Origin of the sequence: Microbispora sp. H10836, assembly GCF_012999525.1 — a bacterium.
In the GTDB taxonomy this organism is placed as follows: Bacteria; Actinomycetota; Actinomycetes; order Streptosporangiales; family Streptosporangiaceae; genus Microbispora.
Window position 1 is genome coordinate 35,629 of sequence record NZ_JABBWU010000003.1, and the last position, 25,678, is coordinate 61,306.

A 25,678-nucleotide genomic window follows, 5' to 3' on the forward strand; every position below is an offset into this window, starting at 1 on the left:
AAGGCATTTTGGAGCTTCCGTAATGTCACACCACTTGTGTCGCAATAGAATCACGACTTCTTAGACATACGGTCCAAGAGTGGACGGTTGGCATAAAGTGCCGCGTACTTCTCAGTCGCCCTACCCATCGGCACAGGCGGCCGGGAGCGGACGGTTCTCCACGAAGGGATGCGTCGTGACCAGGGTTCGCAGGCTGGGCACAACGGCGGTGATCGTTTCGACGGCTCTGGCATCCGCGCTGGTGGTCGGTGCCGCACCGGCGTACGCGGCCGACGCCGAGATCCTGTCGCCCGGAGACGGGGAGGTCCTCAAGTCGTCCCGGCCGGTGACCGTGTCCGCGAAGACGGACTGGTACCAGGTCAGCATGTCCCTGTACGTCGAGGGTCCGTCCGTGTCCCGGCAGAAGATCGCCTCCGGTGGCGCGAACCAGACGATCAGCGGATCCTTCGATCCCGGCGATGCCCCCAACGGCATGTTCACGGTCAGCCTGTTCGGTGAGGTCACGCACAAGACCTACGCCACTTCGACCTTCGTGCTCAGCCGTCCGCCGGAGGCGCCGTCCGGGGTCGAAGCACAGCTCAAAGGCCCCTCGACGATACAGATCAGCTGGGCGAAGGGCGCCGAACCGGATCTGCGGTCCTACGAGATCACCTCGGTCAAGGCCGGCAAGTCCGGCTCCGTCTCCGCCGACTCCGCCTGCTCGGGTTCGACCTGTCAGGCGAGCCTCGCGCTCCCGGCCGGTCTGGGCGGGCGGAAGGTGGACGTCTCCGTCCGGGCGTTCCGATCGGACGGCCTCGGCGGCACGGTCGGATCTCAGCGCTCCTCGGCGCCTGAGGTGTCCGTTCCCGCCCCGAAGGCCTCCCCGAGCCCCTCGCCGACGCCGTCGAAGAAGCCGGACCAGTCGGCCGCCAGGCCGCCCGTCGCCACGACCCCGAAGGCGCACCGGCCCACGGCGGCGCCGAAGCCGGAACCGGCACTGCCCGAGGACACCACGCTGCCCGAGGACACGGAACTGCCGAAGGACACCGAGCTCACGCTGCCGGAGGCGAACGGCGGCAGCGACCAGACCGAGCCGGTGGTCGTCCCGGAGAAGACCGACGATCCGAAGATGACGGCCCAGTCATCCTTCCTGCCGCTCGGCGGGCTCAATTTCGGCGTGTACGTCGCGCTGGCCGTCGTCCTGCTGCTCACGGGTGCGAACCTAGGCGCCTGGCTGCGGCGCAAGGGCCTGACCGGGGACACCGCTGGCAACGGGCGGCCCGGAGATTCGGGGGCACATCCGATGACCGGAGAGACGGGCGCCTCGCCGGAGGCCGCCACGGTCGTCGGCGGCGCGGCCGCGCTCGGCGGCACCGCCGCGGCGAAGGCCCGGGGGACCACGCCCGTACGACGCCCCTCCGTCATCCTGGCCAGACCCAAGGCCCGGGAGAATTCCCCGGAGACGGAGATCGACACCGGGGCCGGAGCGGGCGACGTCGCCTCGACGATCGCGAGCACGACCGCGAGCGCGACCGTGAACACGGGCACGGACGCGGGCCAGGAGGCCACGCTGTCCGATCAGGAGTCGGCCCACCCTCTCGCCCGGCCGGACCAGCAGGAGCCGCTGCCGGCTACTACCGAGGTCATCGCCGGTGAACCAGCCGCGGCCGAGGCGACTTCGGCCACTCCCACAGCCGAGGACCAGACCTCCGGCCCCTCGGCCGACGGCGCCCACTCCGCCGCAGCGGGTGTGGTCTTCCCCGGACCGCTGTCCGGGGACCTTCCGGCATCGGCCGTCCTCGCCGAAGGCGAACCGCCCGTGCGGTCCGCGCTGGGCCGGCTGGCATCGCTTCCTCCGTTGACGGCCTCGCTGGGCGGTGCCGGTCAGGCGGCCTCCGCCCACGTGCCGCTGTCCTCGGCCGGGCGGCCCGGCCAGATGCCGATGGTCCCGGCGCCGGCGGTGCCCGCGGGCGCGGCGGTCAGCGGCCAGATGCCGGAACGGCCTCTCCGCCAGCCCGAGCCGGACGTCTGGACGGAGGACGACGACAGCCTCTACTCGGGCCGCCATTGCGATCCCTGACGGTCGCCCAGTCCCTGTTCCCGCCTCTCCGGCCACGGCGGAAGCGGGAGCCGCCGCCGGGGCCTGACCTGACGCGCACCCCCGGCTCAGGCGCCCAGGAGGATGTCGAGGAGGCGGATCGCCCCGGCCTTGTCGAGGGGTTCGTTGCCGTTGCCGCACTTGGGCGACTGGATGCAGGACGGGCAGCCGCGCTCGCATTCGCACGAGGCGATCGCCTCCCGCGTCGCCGTCAGCCAGTCCGGCGCCCGGCTGTACCCGCGCTCGGCGAAGCCCGCGCCGCCGTCGTGGCCGTCGTAGACGAAGACCGTGAGCAGGCCCGTGTCGGGGTGGAGTTCGGTGGACACGCCCCCGATGTCCCAGCGGTCGCAGGTCGCGAACAGCGGCAGCAGGCCGATCGAGGCGTGTTCGGCCGCGTGGGCGGCCCCGCCGAGATCCACCGCGTCCCCCGGCTGTGCCAGGCAGGCGAGGGCGGGTGCGGGCAGGGTCCACCACACCGCGCGCGTGCACAGAGTGCGCGGCGGCAGGTCGAGCGGCTCCTCGCCGACGACCTCGCCGGTCTGGGTGCGCCGTTTGAGGTACGAGACGACCTGGCGGGTGACCTCCACCGAGCCGAAGTGGAGGGTGCCGGGCCCGAAGGGCCGCGAACGCAGCGACTCCATCACCCGGATGTCGGTGACGTCCCGCGCGAAGGTCGCGTAGTCCGGTTCGGCGGCCGCGACCAGGGCGACCCCCGCGTCCAGATCGAGCACGTCGACCACGAACGTCTCGCTCTGGTGCAGGTAGACGGCTCCCGGATGGACCATGGTGTGCGCCGACGGCTCGTCGACCGTGCCCAGCAGGCGGCCGGTCGACGCCTCGACGACCTGGACGGGCGCGCCGCCCGATCCGCGGATGTCCGCCAGGTCGGCCGCGTGGTCGCGGCTCGTCCAGAACCACCCGGCGGGCCGCCTGCGCAGTAGTCCGCGGCTCACGAGGTCGTCGAGCGCGTCCCGCGCCGCCGGGCCGAAGATCTCCAGGTCGTCCTCGGTCAGCGGGATCTCCGCGGCGGCCGCGCACAGGTGGGGCGCCAGCACGTAGGGGTTGTCGGGATCGAGGACGATGGCCTCCACCGGCTGCCCGAACACGGCTTCCGGGTGATGGACGATGTAGGTGTCCAGCGGGTCGTCGCGGGCGATCAGCACGGCCAGCGCGTCCTGGCCCGCGCGGCCGGCCCGGCCCGCCTGCTGCCACAGTGAGGCGCGGGTGCCGGGCCACCCGGCGATGAGGACCGCGTCGAGCCCCGAGACGTCGACGCCGAGTTCGAGCGCGTTGGTGGTGGCCAGGCAGGTCAGCTCGCCCGACCGGAGGGCCTTTTCGAGCACCCGCCGGTCGTCGGCCAGGTAGCCGGCCCGGTAAGCCGCCACCCGATCCGCCAGCCGGTTTCTCTCACGACCGGTCCGGCCTCCCACGCCGGTCGCGGCCGCGTCCGCGCTTCCGGCGGCTTCCGCGGGAGACGGCCCGCGCGATCCGTCGAGACCTCCGCCGAAAGGCTCACCGAGGGCTCCGCCGGACGGAACACCATGGGCGCCGCCGGACGGAACACCATGGGCGCCGCCGGAAGGTTCACCGAAACCTCCGCCGGAAGGTTCACCGAAACCTCCGCCGGAAGGTTCACCGGGACCTCCGCCGGAAGGCTCGCCGAGCGCCTCGCCGGACAGCTCACCGAGGGCTCCACTGGAGGTCTCTCCGAGGATCCCTCCGGCAGCCGCTCCGTGAGGCCCGTCGCCGTTCGGGCCGCTCATCTCGTCCGGCAGGTCCCCGGCGTCCTCGCCGTACGGCGCGGGCCCCGCGTCGAGGAGGGCCTCGACCTCCTCCAGCGTGCGGCGGGCGGTGAGGGCCACGGTCTCCGCGGCCCGGCGGGAGCGGACGAACGCGAGAGTGCGCACATCCTCGATCACGAGGTCCGCCAGAAGGTCGGCCGCCTCCGCCGTGGCGGTGCGGCGGACCGGGGCCCCGCTCTCCCCGCGTAAATCGGTCAGAGGCGGCTCCCACAGCGCGAAGGTGGTCGAACCCCTGGGAGAGGCGTCCGCGGTCACCTCGGCCATCTCAAGGCCGGTCAGGCGCATTCCCGCGGCTGCGGGGTCGCTGGCGGTGGCCGACGCCAGCAGGAACACGGGGGAGGAGCCGTACCTGGCGCAGACCCGGCGCAGCCGGCGCAGGATCTGGGCGACGTGGGAGCCGAAGACACCCCGGTAGCCGTGGCACTCGTCGACGACCACCAGCCGCAGCCGTCGCCAGAAGGACGACCACGACGAGTGGCGAGGCAGAATCGACCTGTGCAGCATGTCCGGGTTGGTCAGCACGTAGTTGGCGTTCTGGCGGATCCACCGGCGTTCCTCGTGCGGTGTGTCCCCGTCGTACGTCGCCGCGCGCACCTGCGTCAGCCGCAGCTTCCGCAGCGCTCTGAGCTGGTCGGCGGCGAGCGCCTTGGTCGGGGTGAGGTACAGCACCGTCCCGCCGGTGAAGATCTCCGCGACGGCCGGGACCAGGTAGGCCAGCGATTTTCCGGACGCGGTCCCTGTGGCAATGATCACGTTTTGGCCACGTTTAACCAGCTCGGCGGCCTCAAGCTGGTGTTCCCACAGGCCGGTGACCCCCTGCAGACGCAGTCGCGAGACCAGCAGCTCAGGGGCCCATTCCGGCCATCTCGCCGCACTCGCCTGACGTGCTGGAACATGCTCCACATGCGTCACGCGCCCCCGGCGTGCGGGAACCGCGAGCAGACGGGTGAGAAGGTCGCCTGTTCGGGCAGAGGACGAAGAAGTCGGAGTCACTGGTTTCCAGTTTGGCATCTGCGGGGAGAGTCGCCCGGAGTCGTGATTTCGTATAGACACGGAGTCGTAGCGTGGTTGAATGCCGCGCATCGGGTCGTGCCTCTGGACTACCAGGATGCATGACCTGTATCGAGACCTACGCAAGTAAGGCGCTGGAGGATCTGTGGATCTGAAGTTGGACCACCATTCCGAGGACAATCTCACCATCGTCGATGTCGAGGGTGAGATCGACGTCTACACCGCGCCCAGACTGCGTGAGCTGCTGATCGACCTGGTCAACAAGGGCAACTTCCACCTGCTCGTGAACATGGAGAAGGTGGACTTCCTCGACTCGACGGGCCTTGGCGTGCTGGTCGGCGGCCTCAAGCGGGTGCGGGCGCACGACGGCTCCCTGGAGCTCGTCTGCACGCAGGAGCGCATTCTGAAGATCTTCCGGATCACCGGCTTGACGAAGGTCTTCGGGATCTACGCCTCCGTCGAGGAGGCCAAGGAAGCCCACGGCCGGGACAAGTGACGGCCGGGGATTCAGCAACATGGCCACCGTCGAGCTGACGTTCAGCGCTCTGCCCGCCCACGTGCGCACGGCCCGGCTGGTCGCCACGGCCATCGCCCGGCGTACGGGAGTGGCGGAGGCGATCTTGGACGAGGTGCGGCTCGCCGTCGGAGAGGCGTGCTCGCGGGCTGTGGAGGCACACCGCCTCCACTGCCCGGGGGAGCCGGTACGCATCGAGTTACGCGATGACGCGGGGCGTTTCGAGGTGACGGTCACCGACGCCGCCCCGAGCGAGGATGTGACGCCCCAGGTGCTGGAGGCGAGCGGCAGCCTCATGCCCGAGATCGACAATCTGGGCATCGCGGTCATCGCGGGGCTGGCCGACGACGTCGAGGTGCTTCCCGGGCCGAAGGGCATGCGCATCCGCATGAGCTGGCCCGCGTCGTCCAACGGCGTCGCCGCCCTCTGACCGCCGGGACCTCCGGCGGACCTCCGGGGCCCCCGCGGGCCTTCGGAGACCTCGAAGACCTTCGATCAGATCGAGTGTCGCCCCCGGCGTGACACTCGATCTTTTGCTATGTCCATCGGGATATCGGATGACCGAAACCTACTATCGGGGAGTACCGTAACTCGGGCGACCCCTGTCGCCGCACTCCTGACTCCGCTGGTCAAAGCACCTTGATAGCGGTGCAAATGTTCGTCCATTACCGGGCGCCGCCTCGATTGCGGGGCACGAGGGCCTTCATATCCGCGGCATCGCTGCGTAGACTCCCGGCACCGGCCAAGGTATTGCGGATGCAACCGGAAGCGGCACTTGCCAACCGCCCGGAAGTGCGCCGCACGGCCAGTGGGTTCGTTCAGCGCCGCCCGGGCAGGAGGACCGAAACCCGTCTGGCCGAGGAGGACGGATGTCTGCCTATTACGCCGCTGCCGCTGACGAAGGCGCAGCGGTAGCTCTGAACGGTTCCCATCTCACCCTTGTCATAGTCGTCGCCGTCGTGGCGCTGCTCGCTCTGGCCGTCGCGGGCGGACTGGTGCGGGAGGTGCTCGCCGCGGGGCAGGGCACCGAGCGAATGCAGAACATCGCGAGGGCCGTGCAACAGGGCGCCGCCGCCTATCTCGCGCGGCAGTTCCGGACGCTCGCGATATTCGTCGTCATCATTCCGTTCCTGCTGCTGCTTCTCCCGGCCGGCTCGACCGGCGAGAGAATCGGCAGGTCGGTCTTCTTCGTCGTCGGGGCGGTGTTCTCCGCGCTGACGGGTTTCATCGGCATGTGGCTCGCCGTACGCGGGAACGTCCGCGTCGCGTCCGCCGCCCGTGAATCGGGCGAGAAGACCGCGATGCGCATCGCGTTCCGCACGGGCGGCGTCGCCGGCATGTTCACGGTCGGCCTCGGCCTGCTGGGCGCCGCGATCGTCGTGCTCGTCTACAAGGGCGACGCGCCGAACGTCCTCGAGGGGTTCGGCTTCGGCGCCGCGCTGCTCGCGATGTTCATGCGTGTCGGTGGCGGCATCTTCACCAAGGCCGCCGACGTCGGCGCCGACCTGGTGGGCAAGGTCGAGCAGGGCATCCCCGAGGACGACCCGCGCAACGCCGCCACCATCGCCGACAACGTGGGCGACAACGTCGGCGACTGCGCCGGCATGGCGGCCGACCTGTTCGAGTCGTACGCCGTCACCCTGGTCGCGAGCCTGATCCTGGGCAAGGCCGCCTTCGGCACCGAGGGCCTGGTCTTCCCGCTGATCGTCCCGATGATCGGTGTGATCACCGCGGTCATCGGCATCTTCACCACCGCGCCTCGCGGGCGGGACCGTTCCGGCATGGCCGCCATCAACCGCGGCTTCTTCATCTCCGCCGCCATCTCCGCCGTGCTGGTGGCCGTCGCGGCGTTCGCCTACCTCCCGTCGAGCTTCGCCCAGCTGTCCGGCGCGTCCGCGGACGTCGCCGCGCTGACCGCCGACCCGCGCCTGATCGCCATCGGCGCGGTGCTCGTGGGACTGGTCCTGGCCAGCGCCATCCAGATTCTCACCGGCTACTTCACCGAGACCAACCGGCGCCCGGTCCGGGAGATCGGCGAGAGTTCGCTCACCGGTCCCGCCACCGTCATCCTGTCCGGCATCTCGGTCGGCCTGGAGTCCGCGGTCTACTCGGCGCTGCTGATCGGCGGCGCGGTCTACGGCGCCTTCCTGCTCGGCTTCGGCAACGTGACCGTGGCGCTGTTCGCCGTGGCCCTCGCCGGCACCGGCCTGCTGACAACGGTCGGCGTGATCGTGTCGATGGACACCTTCGGCCCGGTCTCCGACAACGCCCAGGGCATCGCCGAGATGTCGGGCGACGTCGAGGGCGAGGGCGCCCGCGTGCTCACCTCCCTGGACGCGGTCGGCAACACCACCAAGGCCATCACCAAGGGCATCGCGATCGCGACCGCCGTGCTCGCGGCGACCGCGCTGTTCGGCTCGTTCCGCACCGCGGTCGAGAGCGAGCTAGCGAAGGCCTCGCAGGGCGTGAAGGACGCACTCGGGTCGTTCGCGAACTTCAGCCTGTCGGTGGACGCCCCGAACGTGCTGGTCGGCCTCATCGTCGGCGCGGCCGTGGTGTTCCTCTTCTCCGGCCTCGCGATCAGCGCCGTCGGCCGCGCGGCGGGCCGGGTCGTGTACGAGGTGCGCGAGCAGTTCCGCACCAAGCCGGGGATCATGGACGGCAGCGAGGTGCCGGACTACGGCCGCGTGGTCGACATCTGCACCCGCGACTCACTGCGCGAGCTCGCGACCCCCGGCCTGCTCGCCGTGCTGACCCCGATCGCGGTCGGCTTCGCGCTCGGCTACGCGCCGCTCGGCGCCTACCTGGCCGGCGCCATCGCGGCGGGAACGCTGATGGCGGTGTTCCTCGCCAACTCCGGTGGCGCCTGGGACAACGCCAAGAAGCTCGTCGAGGACGGCCACCACGGCGGCAAGGGGTCGGACGCGCACGCCGCCACCGTGATCGGCGACACCGTCGGCGACCCGTTCAAGGACACCGCCGGCCCGGCCATCAACCCGCTGATCAAGGTGATGAACCTGGTCGCGCTGCTGATCGCCCCGGCCGTCGTCGCGTACGCCGACAACGTCGCGGTCCGCGTCACCGCGACGGTCGTCGCCGTGGCGGTCGTCGTCGGCGCCGTGGTCGTCTCCAAGCGCCGCGCCTCGGGCATCGCCCCGACCGGCGAGGCCGACCAGGCCTCCCGCGCCACGGAGCCCGTCGCCCACTGACGCGGCACCCACGCGGCCCGAAGGTCCCCTGCTCCTGGAGCGGGGGACCTTCTCCATACACTGAGCACTTATGGACAAGCCGAACGGGGGCAGGACGCTGGCGCTGATCCTGCTGACCATGACGGCGATGATCGCCGTGATCGTGGGCCTCGCCATCTGGGCCATGCCATGAGCGTCCGGACGCTCGTGGTGGTCAGGCACGCCGCGGCCGGCCACGCGCCCGGGCTTCCGGACAGCGAACGTCCGCTGACCTCCGGCGGCGAGCGGGACGCTCGGGCGATCGGGGAGGAGATCAGGCGGCTCGGCCCTGTGCTCTCCCCCGGACTCGTCCTGTGCTCGCCCTCGGTGCGTACCCGCAGGACCGCGGAGTTGCTCGGCCTCGACGTCCCCGTCGAGATCGAACGCGACATCTACGAGGCGTACCCGGACGACCTGCTCGGCGTGCTGCGCCGCACGGACGGCGAGACCGCGTCGGTCGTGCTCGTCGGCCACAACCCGGGCGTGTACGAGCTCGTCGCCGCCCTGACGGACGTCAGGCTCGACGGCTTCCCGCCCGGCGCGTACGCGGTGATCGAGCTGGACGTGTCGTGGGAGGACGCCGCTCCCGGCACCGGACGCCTGGTGCGGACGAGCCGCCCCTGATAGCGCCCGGGGAATCCGGGTAGGAAGAACCGCCTGCCGCTCAGGAACGTCGTGCTCGCCAGGGCGCCGAGGCTGGAGGATCCGCGCCTCGCGCTCGGCTTCGGCCTGACCGGGGCCGCCTGCCTGGCGATCCCGCTGCTCACGGGCCTGCTCACCGGACACCCGGCGGGCGGCGCGACCGTCGGCCTCGGCGCGTGGCTGGTCGCGGGGCGGGCCATCGCGAATCCCGCGGGCGTGCGCACGCCGTACCTGCTCGGGGTCGTGCTGTCGGTCGGCGTGGGGACGTCGCTGGGGGTCCTGCTGGCGGGCAGCGGCTGGCTCATGGTCGCCGTCGCCTCGGCCCTGGCCGGGCTGGGCGGCCTGGTGCGCCCGATCGGCGTCACCCCGGCACTCACACTGCTGCTGACCGCGGCCAACCCCCTGCCGCTCGACCCCGCGCCGCACACGGGCCTGCAACTGCTCGGCGGGCTGCTGGCCGCCGTCCTGCTCACCCTGCCCTGGCCGTGGCGGCGCACCCGCCCGATCGTCACGATGCTGGGCGAGGCGGCCGACACCCTGGCCGGGCTGGCCGAGGCGGTGGCCGACCCCGCGGTGGGTCAGGACGAGTGGGACGGGCGCCGCAGGACGGCCTCCGACGCGATCGCCGAGATCCGTACGGCCCGCGCCCGCCGCCTGCGGTGGGAGCGGTCGCGGGCGGCCGAGGACGTCGCGTTCGCGCTGCGCCGGGTGTTCCACGAGATCATCGCGCTGCGCGGGCTGTGCGACACGCTGGCGCGGCGGGCGCCCGGGGCGGCGGACGAGGTGGGGCTCGGCGACCTCGTGGACTCGCTGTCCGCGTCGCTGCGGGCCTATCTGGCCGAGTGCCCGCCCGAGCAGGTGCCGGTCGTGGACTTCGGCGACCGGGTGGACCGGCTGCGCGAGCGGGGCACGTGCGGCAAGCGCGAGATGGTCGTGCTCGTCCTCCTGCGGCAGATCGCGCACAGTGCCGGACGGATCCAGACGGCGCTCGACGGCTCCGCCGAGGCGGCCCGCCGCCTGTGCGCGCCCGGCCTCGCCCCCGCTCTCGACATGGCCACCCTGGCGGTTCCCCCGCCGCTCGCCTTCGACGACCCGCGCGTGCGGCACGCCCTGCGGGTCGTGCTCGGCACCGCCTTCGCCTCGATCGGCATCGTGCTGTTCAAGCCCGCGTTCCCGCACTGGCTGGTGATCGCGGTGCTGGTCACCATCCAGCCGACCTACGGAGAGACGCGGGCCAGGGTGTGGTGGCGGGTGGGCGGCAGCACGGCCGGCGGGCTGGTCTCCGCCGCGATCCTGCACGTCGCGCCCGGTCATTGGCCGCTGGTCGCGCTGATCGGGGTGTCGGCCGCGCTGGCGTTCGGCCTGGCCCCGACGCACCACGCCTATTGGGCGACGTTCATGACGATGTGCGTGCTGCTGCTGCTCGACTTCCAGGTGCCGCAGACCGAGAAGATCGCCGAGTCGCGGGTGGTGCTGACCGTCATCGGCGGCGTCATCGCCATCGCGTGCACGCGGCTGCTGTGGCCGCGGGGGGAGACGGACCGGCTGGCCGAGCGGGTCGGCCGGATGCTCGACTCGCACGCGGTGGTCGCCCGGGCGCTCGCGCAGCTGGCGCGGGGGAGGGCGGACGCCGAGCGGGCCGAGGAACGGATCAGGAAGGCCGCGGTGGACGCCGAGATGGTCGCCGCGGCGCTCGACTACATCGCGAAGGAGCCCGGGGGCGCGGCCCCCGGCGCCGTCGACGAGGCCCTGGAGGCCGCCCAGCGGGTCCGCGACGACCTCCTGACGCTGATCTCGGTGTTCCGTGACGAGCCGACCGGCGCCGGGCCGGTCCCCGATGTCCTGGACGCCGTGGCCGGACACCTGCGGGCCGCCGCGGAGGCCGTGCGGGGGCGGGAGCCGTACGAGGAACCGGCGGCGGACGTGGGCAGGGGGCTCGCGGACGACGCCGCGTGGGTCGGCGTCCAGGCCGAGCGCCGGCTCACGGAACTGGAGACGAGCGCGACCGAGCCGGGTCCCCGGCCGGCCGCGAGCGAGCCGGGTTCGGGGCGGGCGCTGCTGCGCACCGCCGCGGTCGACCAGGCGCTGCGCTCGCTGGACGCCGACGCCGTACGGCTGTGCGCGGCGTCGGCCGGGGCGTTCGCGGCCCCGCCGTGACCAATCCCGCCGCCGGCACGGGCGGCCCCTCCTCAGGTCAGGGCGGGCGGCATGCCGTCCTCGGCGTCGGCCGCCTCGACCTCCTCGCGGGAGATGCCGAGCAGGTAGAGGATCGAGTCGAGGTACGGCACGTTGACCGCGGTGTCGGCGGCCTGCCGCACGATCGGCTTGGCGTTGAAGGCGATGCCGAGCCCGGCGGCCGCGAACATGTCGAGGTCGTTCGCGCCGTCGCCGATCGCGACGGTCTGGCTCAGAGGGATGCCCGCCTCGGCGGCGAAGCGCTCCAGCGCGCGGGCCTTGCCCGGCCGGTCCACGATCTCGCCGACCACCCGGCCGGTGAGCCGGCCGTCCACGACCTCCAGGGTGTTGGCGGCCGAGTAGTCGATGCCGAGGTCGGCCACCAGGGAGTCGGTGATCTGGGTGAAGCCGCCGCTGACGATCGCGAAGCGGTAGTCCAGCCGCTTGAGGGTGCGCACCAGCGTGCGCGCGCCGGGGGTGAGGACGACCTCCTTGACGACCTTCTCGAAGACCTCCTCCGACAGCCCCTCGAGCAGCGCGACCCGCCTGACCAGCGACTCGGCGAAGTCGAGCTCGCCCCGCATGGCCTCGTCGGTGACCCTGGCGACCTCGTCGAGGCAGCCGGCGTGCCGCGCCAGCAGCTCGATGACCTCGTTCTGGATCAGGGTCGAGTCGACGTCCATCACGATGAGGCGCTTGGCGCGGCGGTGCAGGCCGGTGCGCTGCACGGCGACGTCCACCTGCTGGGCCGCCGCCTCGGCGGCGAGTTCCGCCCGCATCGCCTGGGGGTCGGCGCCGGACACGGCGAGCTCGATGCACGTCACCGGATAGCTCGACAGCCGTTCGATCCTGTCGATGTTGGCGCCGCTCGCCGCGATGCGGCCGGCGATCCCGGCCATGGCGGCGGGCAGCAGCGGCGCGCCCAGGACGGTGACGTGCAGCCGTCCGCGCCGTCGCTTCTCTTTGGAGGTCGTGCCGGTGGCGATCTCCAGGTCCATGTCGAGGTCGGCGGCGACCTGCTCGACGGCCGTCCACAGGCCGCCGATGGTGCTTCCGGTGCCGGAGGGCGGTCCCCCGGCGTAGGCGACGAGTACGCCCAAAGTGAGGCGGCCACGGATGACGACCTGCTCCACGTCGGCCACGACGACCGGGAACCCGGCCAGCACGGCGAACAGCCGCGAGGTGACGCCCGGGCGATCAGGACCGGTCAGCGTGATCAGGAGCGTGCGCTGGTTCACGTTGTTTGAGGTTACTGCGCCGCTTGTCATGAGCGCGCACGAGGTTCACGATGCGGACGCCTTCATGCCCCCGCCCTGAGGGACCGCTGTCATTTCCGCATGTCGTCATGGTGGTGGGCCGCGGAGCGGGCCGGGAGAGACGGGACGCCTCACCGTGGCCGGCACCCCCGAGGAAGGACGCGACGCGCATGACGATCTCTCTGCAGTCCCAGCACTCCCTTGGCTCCGGCCGCTACACCGTCGGGCTCGCGGAGAGCGCCGCCGACCTGCGTGCCGCCCAGCGCCTGCGGTACGAGGTGTTCGCCGAGGAGATGGGGGCCCGGCTCGACTCCCCGCTGAACGGGCTCGACGTCGAGCCGCTCGACGCGTACTGCGACCACCTCCTCGTCCGCGAGGGGGACACGGTGGTCGGCACCTACCGCCTGCTGCCGCCCCGCCGCAGCGACCGGCTCTACTCCGACTCCGAGTTCGACCTCGGCGCGCTGGAGGGCCTGCGCGGCGACCTGGTCGAGGCCGGGCGCACGTGCGTGCACCCGGACCACCGCGGCGGGACGGTCGTCGCCCTGATGTGGGCCGGGATCGCCCAGTACATGACCAGCCGCGGGCACGCCTGGCTGGCGGGCTGCTGCTCGGTGCCCCTGGACGACGGCGGCGTGATCGCGGCCGGGATCGTCGACCGGGTGCCGCTGGGGCCCGAGGAGCGCCGCGTGACGCCGCACACGCCCTGGCGCGACGCGGGGGTGCCGCGTTCCGACCGGTTCGTGCTGCCGCCGCTGCTGCGCGGCTACCTGCGTCTCGGCGCGTGGGTCTGCGGCGCCCCCGCGCACGATCCGGCGTTCGGCACCGCCGACTTCTTCGTGCTGCTCTCGGTGGCCGACGCCGACCCCCGCTACCTGCGGCGCTTCCTGGGACAGGCGCGGTGAGCGCCGTCACGCACCAGCCGGCGGCCTCCTCCGCCTGGCTGCCGGTCTCTCCCTGCGCGCCCGGCGCCTGCCTGCGCGCGCAGGCGCGTACGGCCGGCCCCCTGCGCCGTGCAGCCCGCCTGACGGGCGCGGTCGCCGTGCTGATCGCCGGCCTGCCGATCGCGCTCACGCTGGGGCGTACGGCACGGCGTGGGGCGGTCACCATGCTGTGGTCGCGGCTGCTGCTGCGGGCCCTCGGCGTGCGGCTCGTGACGCGCCGGGGGTTCTCCTTCATCGGGGGGTCGGCGCGGGCGCGGGCCGTGCCCGAGGAGGACGGGCCCGCCCTGCTCGTCGGCAACCACGTCTCCTGGCTCGATCCCCTGGTCATCACGGCGACCGTCGCCTGCCGCCCGCTGGCCAAGGCCGAGGTGGGCAGGTGGCCGATCGTCCGCACGCTCGCCGCCGGAGGCGGCGCGCTGTTCATCGACAGGGACAGGATGTCCGCCCTGCCGGGGGTCGTCGCGGACATGACCGCCGCGCTGCGGAGCGGCGAGAGCGTGGCCGCGTTCCCGGAGGGCACCACGTGGTGCGGACGGGAGATGGGCGGCTTCCGGCCCGCGGTGTTCCAGGCGGCGCTCGACGCGGGGGTGCCCGTACGGCCGGTGGCGCTGCGGTTCGTGGAGGGGACGGGCGACCGCGCGGCCCTGTCCACCCGGCCGTCGTACGTCGGGGACGACACGCTGCTCGCGTCCGTCCTGCGGATCGTCGCGACCAGGGACCTCGTCGCGGCGGTGACGCTCTTCCCCGCCGTACGGCTCGACCGTCCGGCCGTGTACGGCGAGCGCGCCCGCCGGGGGGAGGCACGTGCGGCGCTGGCGCGCATCGCCGAGGCTCAGGTCAGGACCGGGCTCACGGAACCGGAGGGGCAGGCCCTGGCGGCCTGAGACGGCAGGAGCGGCCCCCCGGAAACGGCTCGCGCCCGACTGGCGAGGCCCGGAAAAGGCTCGCGCCCGCCCGGCGAGGCCCGGAAAAGGCTCGCGCCCGCCCGGCGAGGCCGGACGGGCGCCATGGACAGGGGGACTTTCCGCGTCGCGCGGGGGCTCAGCGGGTGATCGAGCTCTTCGTCTTCACCCAGCCGATGCTGTCGCCGAACTCGCTGAGCAGTTCCTTCGGGTCGGTGTTCAGCGACGTGTCGGTGACCGCCCCGCCGAAGTAACCGTAGAGCTTGCCGCTGGCCGACCCGCTCACCTGGGCCTTCGCCCAGAACGTGTAGCTCCTGCCCTTCTTCAGACCGGGCAGCACGCACAGCGCGCGGGTCCGCTCCCGCGTGCAGTGCTCGTTGTAGTTGGTGCCGCGCGGGACGTAGATCCGGGTCTTGGTGACGTTCTTGGGGAACTTGACCGCAAGGAAGATCTCGTCGGTTCTCGTCTTGAGCTTGTTGACGAGCGTGACCTTGAAGGACACCACGCGTCCGCGACGGACGCTGTAGGGATAGCTGACCTGGATGCGGACGGGCGCCGACGCCGCCTTGGCCGAGGCGGACGCCGTGGACGCCGTGGACGCCGTGGACGCGGTGACCGCGGTGGTCGCGGTGGACGCGGCGGAGGCGGGCAGGCCGGAGGCGACCAGCGCGCCCGCGGCCAGTGGCACGGCCAGCAGCGCGGTCGGCTTGCCGATGGGGGTACGCATGCGGAAAGCCTTGACGATCGAGATCACGGTTCGATCACGCATCACAGGATGAGATGGCTGTCGCCGAACTCGTGCCAGAGGTAGCCCTCGTCGATCGCCGCTTCGTACGCGCGGGCAAGGACGCCGGTCCCGGTGATCGCCGACAGCATCATCAGATGGCTGGAGCGGGGCTCGTGCAGGCCCGTGACCAGGCCGTCCACCGCTCGCACGCCTCCCTCCGGCGTGACGACGTGAGAGGTCCAGCCCGTCGCCGCCCGCACCGTTCCCGGGACGGCGGCGTCGAGGGCGGCGGTCTCCAGAGCCCGTACGACGGTCGTGCCGACGGCGATCACCCGGCCCCCGTGCTCGCGGGTGATGTTCACCTGCCGTGCCGTCCGCGGGGAGACCGAGAACCACTCGGGATAGGGCGGTTCGTCCTTCTCGGGAGACGCGACCCCGGTGTGCAGCGTGATCGGCGCGACACCGATCCCCCGGCTGACCAGCGCGGTGACGAGTTCCGGGGTGAAGGGCCGGCCCGCGCTGGGCATCTCCGCGCTGCCCGGCTCGACCCCGAAGACCGTCTGGTAGTCGGCGAGCGGCCAGTCGCGCCCCACGTAGCCGTACCGGATGGGCACGCCGTGTGCGGCGAGGTAGGAGAGCACGTCGCGGTCCAGCCGGGCGCGCCACAGGCGCGGCGTCTCCTGCGCCAGCAGGCGCAGCGTGGCGCCTCCCGGCAACGGCAGCCACTCTCCGGGCGCGGCGCCGGAGTAGGGCTCCGTCGCCGTCGCCGTACGGCGGCGCAGCTCGACCAGCCACTCGCCGGACGCGAGCCGGCCGGAGAAGTGGACGGCGAGCCGGTCGAGCCGCACCGCCGCGGGCAGGGTGGCGGAGTTGTTGACCACCAGCAGGTCGCCGGGGATCAGCAGCGACGGCAGGTCGGCGAAGACGTGGTGGGTGGCCTCGCCGGTGTCGCGGCGGGACACCAGCAGCCTGACCTCGTCGCGGCGCAGCCCGCGGGCCTCCGGCGGCTCGTGCGCCTCCAGCGGCGCCGTCAGCGCGAACTCGAACGATCCCCCCGGCCCGTACGGCCGGATTCCACGGGGGAGGGCTTCGGTCCACGCGGGCGCCGGGCCGGCCTCGCTCGCCGGGCCGGGGCCGGCGGTCGCGGGGGAATCGGCCCGGCTCCGGGCGGCGGCGTGAGGACCGGGGCCGGCCTCGCCCCGGCGGGCGGCGTGAGGACCGGCCTCGTCCCGGCGGGCGGCGTGAGGACCGGCGTCGCCCCGGCGGACGACGTGGGGGCCGGGGGTGGTCATTGCAGCTCTCCCCGGGTGAAGCGGCCGGGCGCGGGGCGGTCGCGCACGAGGCGCAGCAGCGCCGGGACCACGCTCTCGGGCGGCGGCGCGGCCCCGGCCTCCTCCGGGCCGACGGCGTCGGCCAGCATGCGGGTGCGCATCTCGCCGGGATCCACCCACCAGACCGCGACGTCGGGCTCCTCGGCGGCGAGGACGTTGGAGACCTGGTCGAGAGCGGCCTTGGTCGCGCCGTAGCCGCCCCAGCCCTCGTACGCCTCGACGGCGGCGTCGGACGAGACGTTGAGAATCGCGCCCCGTCGCTTGCGCAGCGCGGGCAGCGTCGCCTGCGCCAGCGCGAGCGGCGCGATCACGTTGGTCTCGAACAGCGCGCGCAGCGCGTCCAGCGGGTAGTCGGCGAGCCTGGGCATCGGGGCGGGCCCGAGCCCGCTGGCGTTGTTGACCAGGAGGTCGAGCTCGGGCACGGCCTCGGCGAGCCTGGCCACGTGCGCCGGGTCGGCGACGTCACCCGGGAAGGCCCGGGCGCCGAGGTCGAAGGCCGCGGACATCAGGTCCTCCTCGCCCCGGGCGGTGAGCAGGAGCGACCAGCCGTCGGCGGCGAGCGCCTTGGCGAGAGCGAGTCCCAGCCCGCGGGACGCTCCGGTGATGAGTGCGTGCTTCATGCGCTTCACGCTAGAAATCGGCACGTCAGGCACACATCGGACGGAGGTCCGGCCGCCGCTCGGCATTTGGGACTAGGACCCGCGGCCGACGCGGGACGCCCGATTCGCGGCCTAGTCTGTGTCCGTGCCCCAGCCCGCCGACCCCGCTGCCGACCTCGCTGCCGACCCTGCCGCCGGCCCCGCTGCCGACCCTGCTGCCGTGTCCGCACGGGACCGCGACGCGGTGCTGCACGCGGTCAGCTCGGCCGTGCTCGCCGTAACCCGGCACCTGTCGGTCCGGGAGGTCCTCCAGGTGATCGTGCGGTCGGCGGCGCGGCTGCTCGACGCGAAGTACGCCGCGCTCGGCGTGCCCGACGACGACGGCGCGTTCGCCGAGTTCGTGGCCGAGGGCATCTCCGACGAGCAGTGGAAGGCCATCGGCCCGACCCCGCGCCAGCACGGCATGCTGGGCGCGATGCTGCGTGAGGGGGCACCGGTCCGGCTGGCCGACATCCGCAAGGACCCCAGGTTCGAGTGGTGGCCGAAGGCCCATCCGATCCTCAAGGACTTCCTGGGCGTACCGATCATGGATGGCGGCACGGTCCTCGGGATCATCTTCCTGTCCAACAAGCGGACGCCCGGCGGGTTCGGCGAGGCCGACGAGGAACTGCTGACGTTGTTCGCGGCGCACGCCGCCATCGCGATCACCAATGCCCGGCTCTACGAGCGGGGGCGCGAGCTCACGGTGATCGAGGAACGCACCCGCATGGCCCGCGAACTGCACGACGCCGTCAGCCAGAAGCTGTTCTCGCTGCGGCTGACCGCGCGGGCCGCCGCCGCGCTCGCCCGTACGGACCCCGAGCGGGCGGCCGAGGCGATCGACCGGGTCGAGCGGATGGCGGGAGAGGCCCTGACCGAGCTGCGCGCGGTGATCGTGGAGCTGCGCCCGCCCGAGCTGGACCGGCACGGCCTGGTGGAGAGCCTGCGCAAGCAGGTGGCCCTCCTCGACCGGCTGCACCCCATGACGGTCGCCTTCACGGCCGAGGGCGAGCCGCCCGGCGACTCCGGCTCCGATTCGGCGCCGGAGATCGAGGTCGCCGTGCTCCGGGTCGCCCAGGAGGCGCTGCACAACGCCGTACGGCACGCCCGGGCCGCCCGCATCGACGTACGGCTCGCGCACGAGGAGGCCGGGCTCGTGCTGGAGGTGAGCGACGACGGCGCGGGGTTCGACAGCACCGGGCTCGACGGTGCGGGAGTGCACGGCCTCGGCCTGCCGTCCATGAGCGACCGGGCGCAGGCCGTCGGCGGCAGGTTGTCGGTCTCCTCCGCGCCCGGCCGCGGCACGACCGTACGACTGGAGGTGCCCGCGTGATCCGCGTGCTCATCGCCGACGACCACCCCGTCGTACGGCAGGGCCTGCGCACGTTCCTGGAGATCCAGGAGGACATCAGCGTCGTGGGGGAGGCGGCCGACGGCGCCGAGGCCGTGACGATGACCGGCGAGCTCGCCCCCGACGTCCTGCTGCTCGACCTGAAGATGCCGGTGCTCGACGGCCTCGGCGCGCTCACGGAGCTGTCCGGCCGGGACGTGCGCGTGATCGTCCTCACGTCGGTGAGCGACCGCGGCGACGTGGCCCCCGCCATGCGGGCGGGCGCGGCCGGCTTCCTCTACAAGGACGTGGACCCCGGCGCCCTCGTCCAGGCGATCCGCGCCGTGCACGGCGGGCAGGTCCTGCTCGCACCGGAGGCCGCCGAGGCGATGCTGTCCGGCCCGGGCCGCGAGCAGAGCGGGGCGGCGGTCGCGCTGACCGACCGGGAGCGTGAGGTGCTGCGGCTGCTCGCCGCGGGCCGCTCGAACCGCGAGATCGCCCGCGAGCTGGTGGTGGCGGAGAAGACCGTCAAGACCCACGTCTCCAACGTGCTCATGAAGCTCGGCGTGCAGGACCGCACCCAGGCCGCGCTCTACGCCGTACGCCACGGCTTCGCCTGAGCGCGCGCCGGCTCACCCGGCTCAGCCGGCCAGCCGGGCGCCGCGCCGCCAGACGGCCCGGATGTTCAGGGTGTCGCCGATGTCGGTGGTGGGATCGCCGTCGACGAGGAGAAGGTCGGCGCGCAGCCCCGGGGCGATGCGCCCGCGGTCGTCCAGCCGGAACCGCCGCGCGGTGGCGGCGGTCGCCGCGTTGAGCGCCGCGGACGGGGTGAGACCGGCGCGCACGAGGTACCGCAGTTCGTGGTGCACGCTCGCGCCGTGGGCCAGCCCGCCGAGGAACGGCACGGGGATGGAGGTGTCGGTGCCGGCGAGGACGTCGACACCGGCCTCGTGCAGGGCCGCGACGGACGCCAGCACGTCGTCGAGCCTGCCCTGCGGGTAGCGGTCGAAGCTGCCGCGCAGTGTCTTGTCCCAGCGGTCGTCGAGACGGCCGCGCACCCGCGGGTCGTCGGCCAGTTCCTCGCCCGTCATTCCCATCAGCGAGGCGTTCAGGCAGACGCACGCGACGACGAAGGCACCGGAGGCGGCGATCATCCGGATGATCTCGGGAGTGTGCGGGCGGTCCATGAACAGGTGGGCGAGGCCGTCCACGCCCGCCTCGATGGCCATGCGGGTGGCGTCGACGGTGAGGGCGTGGGCGATGGCGAGCATCCCGTGCCGGTGGGCCTCGGCGACGCCGGCGTTCAGTGTCGCCTGGTCGAGCATGGGCAGGCCCGGGTGTCCTTCGACGGTCCCGTCGTCGACCATGAACTTGATGTAGTCCGAGCCGGAGGCCACGAGGCGGGGGATCCAGGCCACCGCCTCCTCGGGGGTGGTCACCTGCGGCATCGGGGGAGGGCCCGCCTGCCGCCGGTCACCCGGCCCGCCGTTGCGCGCGGAGGCCCGGCGGCCGCCTTCGACGAAGGGGCGGATGTCGAAGTCCTCGGGGAACAGTTCGCTGGGATGCCCGCCCGGGGGTGTGAGACCGAAGCCGGCGGACCGGACGTCGGCGAGCGTGTCGTCGTCCTCGATGTGAACGCGGCCGTGCCGGGTGTGCCCACCCTGCATCTCGAGTTCCGTCGTCACACCGAACGTCAGGGCGAGCGCGAGGGAGTCCTCGCTGGTGTGGACGTGGGCGTCGATCAGGCCGGGGAGAAGGGTCGCCCCGGTGGCGTCGACGACCTCGGCGTCGGAGGGCGTGTCCCCGCCCACGGCGAGGATCCGTCCGTCGCCGACGAGCACCCCCGCCCGGCCGATCGGCCTCTCGCCGTCGAACACCCGGGCGTTGGCGATGACTGTTCTCTTCATGGTGGGGTCCAGTCTGTCGGGCCGATGCATAGGGCCCTATGTAAACATTTGCATAGGTGCCTATGCAACTGGCGCCGTACGGTGTCGGTAGCCTTCTGCACGGGCGCCGACGGGGGTCCCGCGTGGGACGCCGTCGTGTCCCATGCCGGACGGCCGGTCGAGCAGGAAAGAGGCGCCGATGGAGGGCGAGGGGGAGCGGTGGTCCCCGGAGCGCTATGTGGCGTTCTGGATCAACCACTCGTCGAGGAAGGTGATCCGCCTCCATGAGCTTCGGCTGCGTCCCCTGGGGCTGAGCATGGCCAACGCCGCCGTGCTCCTGATGCTGGCCGAGGGCGGCCCGCTGTCGCAGAAGGACCTGATCCGGCTGGCGCGGGTCGAACAGCCGACGATGGCCGAGATGCTGTCACGGATGGAGCGCGATGGCCTGGTGTGCCGGCAGCGCAATCCCCGCGACCGGCGGGGCAGCCTTTTCTCCGTCACCGACATGGCGCGGGGCCATCTCGATCTGGTGCGCGAGGCGCTGCTGCAGGGAGAACGGGACGTGCTGGCCGGTCTCACGGAGGAGGAGGCGGAGCAGCTGATCCGGCTGCTCCGGCGCGTGGCCGACAACGTGGACCGCGCCGCCGCTCCGCTCCAGCCGCCCCGATAGCCGCCGCCCGCGGCCGCCGACCCGCCGGCCCGGGCCGCGCCCATGCCGGCGCGTACGGTGACCGTCGTGCCGGCCGTTCGCGAGGCGATCGCGAAGCGGTGAGCACGGTCCGGGCGTGGGGGTCAGACCTGTGACTCGACGACGGCGTTGTGGGCGGCCACCCGGGCCCGGCGTACGGCCCGGTCGAGGTCGCGCAGGGCCTGGCCGCGGGCGCCGACCTGCCCCGAGGTGAGCCCCCGCTCGTCGGCGAGGCGGAGCGCGAGCGACAGCCGGGAGGCGAGGGCGCCGACCCGATGGGCCCTGCCCGGGTAGCCGGGCGCGAGGGCCTCGCCGGCGCGGTCGAGGGCATCCGGCGCGGGGAAACCCTGCGCGGGCCCGCCCACGCCCAGCAGCGCCTCCGTGGCGGCCATCATGGTGGTCCGTAGCGCCTGCTCCGCCTCGGCCAGCGACGGCACGTCGGGTGGGGCGGCCGACGTCTCGGTCACCGTCCAGCGGACCCCGGAGTACGACGAGCCACGCCGGTCGTCGGACGGCACGAGGCCGAGGCACCGGCCGGACAGGACGGCCACGGCGGCCTGGCCCGCGTCGATGGCGGCGCCGTTGAAGACGGGCGGGCCGGTGAGCCCGAGCGGGTCGCCGGGAACGGGCAGGGCCAGCCGGAACGCGCGGAGCCCCTCGATCCGCCGGTCCACGAGGAAGGCCAGCAGCGGAGTCTCGACGCTGTCCGCCGCCACCACCTGCGGCCCGGCCTCGCGCTCGACGCGGTCGAGGGCGTCCTCCAGGCTCACGTGTCCCCCCAGCCAGGCGTTGCCCCAGGCGACGAGCGTGGCGGAGATCGGTGAATCGGTGCGCACCCGATCCACGATATGTGGTCGGACTGCCATAGTTTTATCTCAGCGAACCACGGAGGGGGACCACATGGGCGGTCAGGTGCTTCAGCTTCAGGACGTGGCCGTCCGCAGGGACGGTGCCGCCCTGCTGCGCGGCATCGACTGGAGCGTCAGGGAGGACGAGCGCTGGGTGGTGATCGGGCCCAACGGCGCGGGGAAGACGACGTTGCTTCAGGTGGCCGCATCGCTGCTGTTCCCGTCCGAGGGCTCGGTCGAGATCCTCGGCGAGCGGCTCGGCCAGGCGGACGTGTTCGACCTGCGGCCCCGGATCGGCCTGGCCAGCGCGGCCCTGTCGGAGCGCATCCCGCCGGACGAGAAGGTCATCGACCTGGTGCTCACCGCGTCGTACGCGATCCTCGGCCGGTGGACGGAGGAGTACGACTCCCACGACGTCACCCGGGCGGTCGAGCTGATCGACCAGCTCGGCTGCGCCCACCTGATCCGGCGGCGCTTCGCGACGCTGTCGGAGGGCGAGCGCAAGCGGGTGCAGATCGCCCGGGCGCTCATGCCGGACCCCGAGCTGCTCCTGCTCGACGAGCCCGCCGCCGGGCTCGACGTGGCGGGCCGCGAGGATCTGGTCCGCCGACTCGGCGCGCTGGCCACGGACCCGAAGTCGCCCACGATGGTGCTGGTCACCCACCACGTCGAGGAAATCCCGCCCGGGTTCACCCACGTGCTGCTGCTCAAGCACGGCTCGGTGGTCGCCCAGGGGCCGATCGACTCGGTCATGACGCCGGAGAACCTGTCCGCGACGTTCGGTGTGCGGTTGCACCTCGACCGCGGCCAGGAGGGCCGCTGGTACGCCCGTCCCCTCTGACCTCCTCGCGGAACCCGCCGCCTACCCTTGGCGGATAGCCGTACGAGGGAGTAGTGCGAGTGACGCCGTGGGAGGCGGCCGCGGTCTTCGCGGCCGGTGTCGGGGCCGGGGCCATCAACGCCGTCGTGGGATCGGGATCGCTCATCACGTTCCCCACGATGCTGGCCGTGGGCTTCCCGCCGATCGTCGCTAACGTGTCCAACAACGTCGGGCTCGTCCCCGGCGGCGTGACCGGGGTGCTCGGCTACCGCGCCGAGCTCAAGGGTCAGCGCGAGCGGCTGCTGCGGCTCGGCGTCGCGTCGGTGATCGGTTCGTTCGCCGGCGGCCTGCTCCTGTTGTGGCTGCCCGCGGAGGCGTTCAAGGTCATCGTCCCGGTGCTCATCGCGGTCGCCTGCCTCCTCGTGGTGTTCCAGCCGAGGATCAACGAGTGGCTCGCCGTACGGCGCAGGCCGCACCCCCACGGCGGGCCGTGGCTGTGGCTGGGCGTGCTCGGCGCCGGCATGTACGGCGGCTACTTCGGCGCCGCCCAGGGGATCGTGCTGATCGGCCTGCTCGGCAGCTTCCTCGACGAGGACCTGCAACGGGTGAACGCGGCCAAGAACCTGCTGTCGCTGCTGGTGAACGGCACCGCGGCGGTGCTGTTCACGTTCATCGCGCCGGTGGACTGGGCCGCCGTGCTGATGGTCGCGCTCGGCTCGGCCGTCGGCGGATTCCTCGGCGCCCGGGTGGGCCGTCGGCTGCCCGCGCCCTTGCTGCGGGGATTCATTGTTGTCGTCGGTGTCGTGGCGATAGTGAAGCTGGTGTCCTGAAAGGGTATGTCTGCCCTTGTGAAGGGCGACCGGGTGGAGATCGTCATCGATGCGGGCGGAACCCCGCGCACCTACGAGGTGGTCGCGACCAGGGCGGGCCGCCGGATCGAGATCACGACGGGCCGTGGAGTGGTCGAGGTCAGCGAGGTCACGCGGGCGGGCACTCCCGTCCGCACCGCGAGGTTCATGTCCAACCGCGTCCTGGCGCTGGTGGAACATCCCGCCGACGACCGCGGCCCGGACACCGGCTGAGCCGCGTCCGGGCATGGTCGGGGCATGGTCGGCGCACGGTCGGCGCGGTGCGGGGTGAGTGGCGCGAAGTCAGTGGCGCACGGTCACTCCGCGGGGCGGACCTGGATGACGCCGTCCTGCCGCAGCCGGGTCTGGAAGGCGGGCTGGCGCGACGTCGCGGGACCGTGCATGACCCGGCCGTCGGAGATGCGGAAGGCGCTGCCGTGCCATGGGCAGACGATGCAGGCCTCGCCCTCCTCCATCGCGACCCGGCCCTGGTGGAGAGGACCGGCGAGGTGGGAGCAGTTGTCCGCGAGCACGCTCACGTCGTCGCCGAGGCGCAGCACGAACAGGTCGATGTAGCCGAGCCGCCGCCGGACCGGCCGTCCGTTGGGCAGGTCCTTGAGTGCGCACAGGTCGTGCCAGCCGAGCGGCATCAGGTGGCTGACCGACTCCGCGTGGTTGGCCCCGGCCGCCTGGCGGTAGGACATGTGGCTGCCGAGGTGCGCGCCCGCCGAGGCCGCCGCGAGGCCCGCGTATCCCAGGGTGCGCCCGGCCCGTTCGCGTCCGCTCAACCGTAAGAGGAGAGAGCCGGCGTAACAGAGCGCCGCCGTGGCGTTGGTCATCGCGTGCACGAAACCCACGCGCTGCTGCTCCCGGTGGAGCGTGGACCAGTCGGTGAGCCCCGCCGCCACCGTGGGGACGGCGCTGGCCAGTCCCGCGAGGATCAGCGTCCGCGCCGCGCGTGGGCCGCTCTTGGTCATGTCCACCACGCTGGCCGACAGCAGACAGCCGAAGGTCGTCACGGCGAGCGCCGGGTGCAGCGGGTGTCCCATGGGCACGCCGTGCAGGACGTCCCGCAGCTTGCCGGGGCCGAGCCTGCGGCGGACCTTCTTCGAGATGACGGCGATCGGCCGGTCGAGCGCGGTGGCCCGCTCGAGCCCGTCGAGGAGCTCCGCCGAAGGGACCCTCCGTGCCGTCTTGCCCGCACGCGGCCTGGTCGTCTCTTCCATGTTCGCCCCCTAACACGGGATCACGTACCCCCGCGTCACGGGTGTGAACATGGACAGGCATGAGACGGTATGTGCGAGTTTCGGGCTGAAGAGCGTGCGGCGGCCCTCGGCGTCGTCACCCCGATCAGGGCGCCAGATGACCCTGGGCGACCGAGGCGGCGACCAGCCCCGCGGCGTACTCGCCGAGCGTGGGCGACCCCTCCTCGATGAGCCGCACCTTCTCCATGACCTGGGCGGCCGTCACCTTGAAGAGAGACCAGGTGCCACCGTCGTTGTGGTGGTTCGCGATGATCGGAGCGAGCCGGTCGAGCGCCCTGGCGAACCTCGCCTCCGGTGTGCGCCGCTCCTCGAACTCGTCCCACAGCGTCCGCAACCGCGTCCCCTGGTCCTCCGGGAGCAGCCCGAAGATGCGATCGGCCGCCGCGAGTTCGAGGGCGGCCTGCCCCTCGACGGCGGCGGGGTCGTAGATGAAGGTGTCACCGGCGTCGATCTCCACGATGTCGTGGACGAGCAGCATCGCGACCACTTTGGACATGTCGGTGCCCGGGGGCGCGTGCTCCGCCAGGGTCATCGCCATCATGGCCAGATGCCATGAGTGCTCCGCGTCGTTCTCCCGGCGCGAGCCGTCGATCAGCGAGTTCCGGCGGATGACGCGCTTCAGCTTGTCGATCTCCATGTGGAAGGCGAGCTGAGACTGCAGCCGTTCGTGGATGAGCGCGGTCGTCACCCGCGCAAGCCTAACCGGTCACGATCACCTTCCGCCTGATTCACGGGCGCGTGCCGCGC

23 protein-coding genes are annotated in these 25,678 nt (G+C 72.7%); 14 read left to right on the plus strand and 9 right to left on the minus strand.

The features are described 5' to 3' along the window. Positions 1-175 precede the first annotated feature (175 nt). Positions 176-2,059, plus strand: a complete 1,884-nt coding sequence (locus HHX30_RS07555) for a hypothetical protein (protein WP_169980851.1) — start codon at positions 176-178, stop codon at positions 2,057-2,059. An 86-nt stretch (positions 2,060-2,145) separates the two neighbouring features. On the opposite strand, the gene HHX30_RS07560 is transcribed toward HHX30_RS07555, so the two are convergent. Further along, a complete protein-coding gene (locus tag HHX30_RS07560) occupies positions 2,146-4,632 on the minus strand; it encodes a DEAD/DEAH box helicase (protein WP_311922203.1) in 2,487 nt (828 codons plus the stop codon). Positions 4,633-5,035: 403 nt separating this feature from the next. Between HHX30_RS07560 and HHX30_RS07565 the strand changes: the two genes are divergently transcribed. From HHX30_RS07565 to HHX30_RS43175, 5 genes are all read left to right on the plus strand, one after another. Then, positions 5,036-5,386 carry an STAS domain-containing protein gene (locus HHX30_RS07565; RefSeq protein WP_030506779.1) on the plus strand — a complete coding sequence of 117 codons (351 nt, stop codon included), beginning with the start codon at positions 5,036-5,038 and terminating at the stop codon, positions 5,384-5,386. 19 nt (positions 5,387-5,405) lie between these two features. Continuing rightward, on the plus strand, positions 5,406-5,834 hold the full coding sequence (locus HHX30_RS07570) for an ATP-binding protein (protein ID WP_169980855.1): 429 nt from the start codon (positions 5,406-5,408) through the stop codon (positions 5,832-5,834). A 439-nt stretch (positions 5,835-6,273) separates the two neighbouring features. Beyond that, positions 6,274-8,613, plus strand: coding sequence for a sodium-translocating pyrophosphatase (locus tag HHX30_RS07575; RefSeq protein ID WP_169980857.1), 2,340 nt, complete (start codon positions 6,274-6,276; stop codon positions 8,611-8,613). Positions 8,614-8,781: 168 nt separating this feature from the next. After that, entirely contained in the window at positions 8,782-9,255 is a 474-nt protein-coding gene (locus HHX30_RS07580) for a histidine phosphatase family protein (RefSeq protein WP_169980859.1), read from the plus strand. A gap of 51 nt (positions 9,256-9,306) precedes the next feature. Beyond that, entirely contained in the window at positions 9,307-11,430 is a 2,124-nt protein-coding gene (locus tag HHX30_RS43175) for an FUSC family protein (RefSeq protein WP_169980861.1), read from the plus strand. A gap of 32 nt (positions 11,431-11,462) precedes the next feature. Here HHX30_RS43175 and serB read toward each other — a convergent pair whose 3' ends face one another. After that, complete coding sequence (serB, locus tag HHX30_RS07590; RefSeq protein WP_310741819.1) at positions 11,463-12,686, minus strand: phosphoserine phosphatase SerB; 1,224 nt, start codon at positions 12,684-12,686, stop codon at positions 11,463-11,465. Between the two features lie 188 nt (positions 12,687-12,874). On the opposite strand from serB, the gene HHX30_RS07595 reads away from it, so the two are divergent. After that, positions 12,875-13,609 (plus strand): GNAT family N-acetyltransferase, encoded by a 735-nt coding sequence (locus HHX30_RS07595; protein ID WP_169980865.1) that lies wholly within the window; start codon positions 12,875-12,877, stop codon positions 13,607-13,609. Continuing rightward, positions 13,606-14,532, plus strand: coding sequence for a lysophospholipid acyltransferase family protein (locus tag HHX30_RS07600; RefSeq protein WP_211591735.1), 927 nt, complete (start codon positions 13,606-13,608; stop codon positions 14,530-14,532). Before HHX30_RS07595 ends, HHX30_RS07600 begins: the two co-directional genes overlap by 4 nt. A 157-nt stretch (positions 14,533-14,689) precedes the next feature. Here HHX30_RS07600 and HHX30_RS07605 read toward each other — a convergent pair whose 3' ends face one another. From HHX30_RS07605 to HHX30_RS07615, 3 genes are read right to left on the minus strand one after another with little or no spacing between them, the layout of a single operon-like run. Then, positions 14,690-15,319 (minus strand): alpha-2-macroglobulin family protein, encoded by a 630-nt coding sequence (locus tag HHX30_RS07605; protein ID WP_169980867.1) that lies wholly within the window; start codon positions 15,317-15,319, stop codon positions 14,690-14,692. After that, on the minus strand, positions 15,319-16,569 hold the full coding sequence (locus tag HHX30_RS07610) for an S-adenosylmethionine:tRNA ribosyltransferase-isomerase (RefSeq protein WP_249349804.1): 1,251 nt from the start codon (positions 16,567-16,569) through the stop codon (positions 15,319-15,321). Before HHX30_RS07610 ends, HHX30_RS07605 begins: the two co-directional genes overlap by 1 nt. Beyond that, the gene (locus HHX30_RS07615; protein WP_169980869.1) at positions 16,566-17,228 is read right to left on the minus strand and encodes an SDR family oxidoreductase; all 663 of its coding nucleotides are present in this window, start codon (positions 17,226-17,228) and stop codon (positions 16,566-16,568) included. Before HHX30_RS07615 ends, HHX30_RS07610 begins: the two co-directional genes overlap by 4 nt. A 199-nt stretch (positions 17,229-17,427) precedes the next feature. Between HHX30_RS07615 and HHX30_RS07620 the strand changes: the two genes are divergently transcribed. Further along, positions 17,428-18,579 carry a GAF domain-containing sensor histidine kinase gene (locus HHX30_RS07620; RefSeq protein ID WP_169980871.1) on the plus strand — a complete coding sequence of 384 codons (1,152 nt, stop codon included), beginning with the start codon at positions 17,428-17,430 and terminating at the stop codon, positions 18,577-18,579. After that, positions 18,576-19,196, plus strand: coding sequence for a response regulator transcription factor (locus HHX30_RS07625; protein ID WP_310741821.1), 621 nt, complete (start codon positions 18,576-18,578; stop codon positions 19,194-19,196). Before HHX30_RS07620 ends, HHX30_RS07625 begins: the two co-directional genes overlap by 4 nt. 21 nt (positions 19,197-19,217) lie before the next feature. Here HHX30_RS07625 and HHX30_RS07630 read toward each other — a convergent pair whose 3' ends face one another. Beyond that, the gene (locus HHX30_RS07630) at positions 19,218-20,483 is read right to left on the minus strand and encodes an amidohydrolase family protein (protein ID WP_169980873.1); all 1,266 of its coding nucleotides are present in this window, start codon (positions 20,481-20,483) and stop codon (positions 19,218-19,220) included. Positions 20,484-20,661: 178 nt separating this feature from the next. Here HHX30_RS07630 and HHX30_RS07635 point away from each other — a divergent pair, with 178 nt between their 5' ends. Continuing rightward, complete coding sequence (locus tag HHX30_RS07635) at positions 20,662-21,132, plus strand: MarR family winged helix-turn-helix transcriptional regulator (RefSeq protein WP_169980875.1); 471 nt, start codon at positions 20,662-20,664, stop codon at positions 21,130-21,132. Positions 21,133-21,254: 122 nt separating this feature from the next. On the opposite strand, the gene HHX30_RS07640 is transcribed toward HHX30_RS07635, so the two are convergent. After that, positions 21,255-21,986 carry a hypothetical protein gene (locus HHX30_RS07640; RefSeq protein WP_310741822.1) on the minus strand — a complete coding sequence of 244 codons (732 nt, stop codon included), beginning with the start codon at positions 21,984-21,986 and terminating at the stop codon, positions 21,255-21,257. Between the two features lie 64 nt (positions 21,987-22,050). On the opposite strand from HHX30_RS07640, the gene HHX30_RS07645 reads away from it, so the two are divergent. The 3 genes from HHX30_RS07645 to HHX30_RS07655 are packed head-to-tail and all read left to right on the plus strand — an operon-like array spanning position 22,051 to position 23,900. Beyond that, on the plus strand, positions 22,051-22,839 hold the full coding sequence (locus HHX30_RS07645) for an ABC transporter ATP-binding protein (RefSeq protein ID WP_169980879.1): 789 nt from the start codon (positions 22,051-22,053) through the stop codon (positions 22,837-22,839). A gap of 59 nt (positions 22,840-22,898) precedes the next feature. Further along, positions 22,899-23,648, plus strand: coding sequence for a sulfite exporter TauE/SafE family protein (locus HHX30_RS07650; RefSeq protein ID WP_169980881.1), 750 nt, complete (start codon positions 22,899-22,901; stop codon positions 23,646-23,648). Positions 23,649-23,654: 6 nt separating this feature from the next. Further along, positions 23,655-23,900 (plus strand): hypothetical protein, encoded by a 246-nt coding sequence (locus tag HHX30_RS07655; protein ID WP_211591737.1) that lies wholly within the window; start codon positions 23,655-23,657, stop codon positions 23,898-23,900. 83 nt (positions 23,901-23,983) lie between these two features. Here the strand turns inward: HHX30_RS07655 and HHX30_RS07660 are convergent, their stop codons facing one another. After that, positions 23,984-24,892, minus strand: coding sequence for a Rieske (2Fe-2S) protein (locus HHX30_RS07660; RefSeq protein ID WP_169980883.1), 909 nt, complete (start codon positions 24,890-24,892; stop codon positions 23,984-23,986). Between the two features lie 124 nt (positions 24,893-25,016). Next, positions 25,017-25,568: an HD family hydrolase gene (locus HHX30_RS07665; RefSeq protein WP_169981496.1), complete on the minus strand. Its 552-nt coding sequence runs from the start codon at positions 25,566-25,568 to the stop codon at positions 25,017-25,019. Positions 25,569-25,678 lie beyond the last annotated feature (110 nt).